Annotated in this window: 1 protein-coding gene; it reads right to left on the minus strand. The window is 64.5% G+C overall.

Features of this window, described 5'->3' with window-relative positions:
• A partial coding sequence (locus V6252_RS13330; protein ID WP_341610757.1) for an imelysin family protein occupies positions 1–217 on the minus strand: 217 nt, incomplete at both ends.

Below are 217 nucleotides of genomic sequence, written 5' to 3' on the forward strand. Positions count from 1 at the left end.
GTTGTCCTTGTCGCCCTGTGCCCACTGGCCGACCATGTATTCCAGGTCATTGATCAGCAGGTCATTGGCCGCCAGCAGGTAGGCGCCACGGCGGTCACAGTTGCCGCCGGTGCAGTCCTCTCCCTTGGCATAGTCCGACGCCGGACGCTCGCCTGCGCCAGGCTCGAAGCCATGCATGTCCTGGCCCCAGAGCAGGAATTCGATGGCGTGGTAGCCG

The organism is Psychrobacter proteolyticus (assembly GCF_038155145.1).
Classification (GTDB): Bacteria; Pseudomonadota; Gammaproteobacteria; order Pseudomonadales; family Moraxellaceae; genus Psychrobacter; species Psychrobacter proteolyticus_B.